The following is a 3,101-nucleotide window of genomic DNA, read 5'->3' on the forward strand; positions in this document are numbered from 1 at the left end:
AGACGACCTAGTAAATGCGGGTGCAGTCTGGGTAGACGAGCCAGCATTAGTTGATGGCAATCTGGTTTGGGGAAGAGTGGTGAAGGACATCCCTGACTTCTGCAGGAAACTGGTCGAAACTCTAGAAAATGGAATCCGTTAACTCAGTAATATGGTGACATGATAAGGACAGATCGGCAATCGGATCCGCCGAGTAGAATCTAATTTATTCATTCTCTCTTCACTATTGGTTCTGCTAATGAACCTTTCACTAATACTGCTCGATGAAATTCTTCTAGTATTGTGTTGAAATCCGATAGAATTTATAGTATTATTGAAATAACCTCCCCCCCAGAGGGAGAGGTCCAGATAGAAGAGGTGATACGATGATGTTCTTTGGATTCCTAATAGTAATCTTTGCGATAGTATTCTTTCTTAAACCCGACATCTTGAAGAGCCGAATGACTTTCTCCTCCTCATATGATAAAGAAATGAGAGTTCTCAGAGAAAGATTGGCTAATGGGGAGATCTCTATCGAGCAGTACGAGGAACTAAAAAGGGCACTGTCCGAGGAGCAATAAGATGAGTTTTGAGAAGAATCATGTGAAAGAAGAATATTTCGTTGAAGGCATGACCCGTGCGGCATGCGTTAGAGCAGTTGAAAAGGCAGCTTCAAGAGTTGAAGGCATCAATAATCCCGTCGTGAATCTCTCAAATGAACGGCTGACATTCGAAGTATCTCACGAGATCGATAGAGGTAAATTATTCGAAGAAATAAGGAGTGCCGGCTATAACCTTAAGAACACGCAGACGACAAGGAAAGCCGTAATAGAGATCGACGGAATGACGTGTTCTGCCTGTGTTGCGGCTGTCGAGAAGGCGATAGGTGGACTAGATGGTGTCAAGAGAGTGAACGTAAGTCTCTCTTCGGATACCGCTTCCTTCGAATACGAACCTCATTTGCTAAGAATCGGCGAAGTGAAAAGAGTCATCGAGAAGGCAGGATATAAGGCCGGAAGTCTGGTGACGGAAAACCTTGCAAGAAGTCGCTTGAATAGTGAAGCTATGATAAAGTCATACAGAAGGAAGTTAATCTTCTCTGCAATCTTTGCTTTGCCTTTGTTGATAATCGCTATGGGTCATATGGTAGGACTGAATCTGCCGGGAATTATCGATCCCCATCTAAACCCAATCAATTTCGCCTTGATTCAGATGGCATTGGCGATTCCAATAATCATTGCGGGAAGAGACTTCTATCTGAGAGGAATCCCGAATCTCTTCAAAGGCACTCCGAACATGGACACTCTTGTGGGCCTCGGCACTGGCGCCGCTTTTGCATATGGCGTCTTTGCAACGGTTCAGATAGCTCTGGGCAATCACAATTATGTGGGCGACCTCTACTTCGAATCGGCAGGAGTAATCATAGCCCTAATCTCTCTTGGTAAGTATCTCGAGAATCTCTCAAGGGGAAGGACTTCCGATGCTATCACGAGACTTATGAATCTTTCTCCGGAGACTGCTCTCGTAAAGAAAGGCGATGCATTTGAAGAAGTCGCAGTTGACGAAATAGAGGTTGAAGATATATTGCTGGTCAAGCCGGGAATGAGAATTCCAGTAGATGGAACTGTAACAAAGGGAACAAGTTCAGTCGATAAATCTTTAATCACCGGTGAATCGATTCCAGTTGACATCGAGGAAACCTCAAAGGTAATAGGAGGAACAACGAACATCAGTGTAACGTTTGAGATGAAGGCAATGGTGGTCGGGAGTGATACCGTTTTATCTAGAATAATCAAGTTAGTGGAAGACGCCCAATCTTCTAAGGCCCCAATAGCAAGGATGGCAGATATTGTGAGCGGTTACTTCGTGCCATTCGTACTTATCATCTCAGCAGTTACTTTTGCCACATGGATGCTTTTGGGCTACGGATTTGTGTTCTCAATGTCTATGATGATAGCAGTCCTTGTTATTGCGTGTCCATGCGCGCTCGGACTTGCCACGCCGACCGCAATAATGGTGGGTACAGGGAGAGGCGCCGAAATGGGAATCCTTTTCCGTAACGGAGAGTCCCTGGAAGTAACACACAAGGTCGGAGCGATAGTATTCGACAAGACAGGAACGATAACAAAAGGCAGACCCGAGCTCGTAGATATTCAGATGCTCGGGTCGTTTGAACGAGACGAAGTTATACAGCTATCTGCAAGTGTTGCAGCAAGGAGCTCTCACCCTCTGGATTTGGCTATTACCAGCGCCCACAGCAGTCCTCTGCTTGAAGTCTCTTCATTTGAGACCTATTCAGGGAGGGGTATTGTCGCAGAAGTCAATGGAAGAGAAATAGTAATTGGGAATTATCGTTTCATAGATCTCGCTGTAGAAGAGATGCATCTTGTGGACAAGGTATCCAGTCAGGGAAAGGCACCTGTTGTCGTCTCTATCGATAGAAAGATCGCTGCAGTACTAGGAATTGCTGATGTCGTGAAGGAAGAATCTTCAGAAGCCATCTCGCTGCTGAAGAATATGGGAATCGCTACCTATATGATAACTGGAGATACCGTTGGGACGGCTCAGGCGATCGCAAAACAGGTAGGTATTGAAAATGTGATTGCCGAAGTAATGCCCGAAGACAAGGCAAAGAAAGTCTCTGTTCTTAAAGAGGAAGGCATGACCGTTATGATGGTTGGCGACGGCATCAATGATTCACCTGCCCTTGCGGAAGCAGATATTGGCATTGCAGTGGGCTCGGGAACCGACATTGCTATGGAGGCAGCGGATGTTGTCCTAATGAGCGACAATTTGAAGAACATCCCCAAGGCAATCAAATTGTCAAGAGCAACCATGAGGAATATAAAGCAAAACCTCTTCTGGGCCTTCTTCTACAACGTGGTTGGTATTCCGGTGGCAGCGGGGCTTCTTTATGGTATAGCGGGCATAAAACTTAACCCGATGATCGCCGGTGCTGCGATGGCCTTTTCCAGCGTAAGTGTAGTCACTAATGCACTGCGATTGAAGAGAGTGAAAATCTAAATGGGAGGGAGAAAATGAAACTGGAAATCGAAGGAATGAGCTGCAATCACTGTAGAATGAGAATTGAAAAGGCATTAAAAGCCGTTGACGGAATAGAA

General features: G+C 45.4%; 4 protein-coding genes. All 4 read left to right on the top strand.

What is annotated here, in order from left to right; all coding sequences use genetic code 11:
• Positions 1 to 142: type 1 glutamine amidotransferase (locus ENN47_07250; protein HDP77963.1), on the top strand; the 142-nt coding region annotated here is incomplete at its 5' end.
• 223 nt (positions 143 to 365) lie between these two features.
• Complete coding sequence (locus tag ENN47_07255) at positions 366 to 560, top strand: hypothetical protein (protein HDP77964.1); 195 nt, start codon at positions 366 to 368, stop codon at positions 558 to 560.
• A gap of 1 nt (position 561) precedes the next feature.
• The gene (gene cadA, locus ENN47_07260; protein HDP77965.1) at positions 562 to 3,003 is read left to right on the top strand and encodes a cadmium-translocating P-type ATPase; all 2,442 of its coding nucleotides are present in this window, start codon (positions 562 to 564) and stop codon (positions 3,001 to 3,003) included.
• A 14-nt stretch (positions 3,004 to 3,017) separates the two neighbouring features.
• Positions 3,018 to 3,101, top strand: an 84-nt coding sequence (locus ENN47_07265; protein ID HDP77966.1) for a copper chaperone, incomplete at its 3' end; no start/stop codon positions are given.

The organism is Mesotoga infera (assembly GCA_011045915.1).
In the GTDB taxonomy this organism is placed as follows: domain Bacteria; phylum Thermotogota; class Thermotogae; order Petrotogales; family Kosmotogaceae; genus Mesotoga; species Mesotoga infera_D.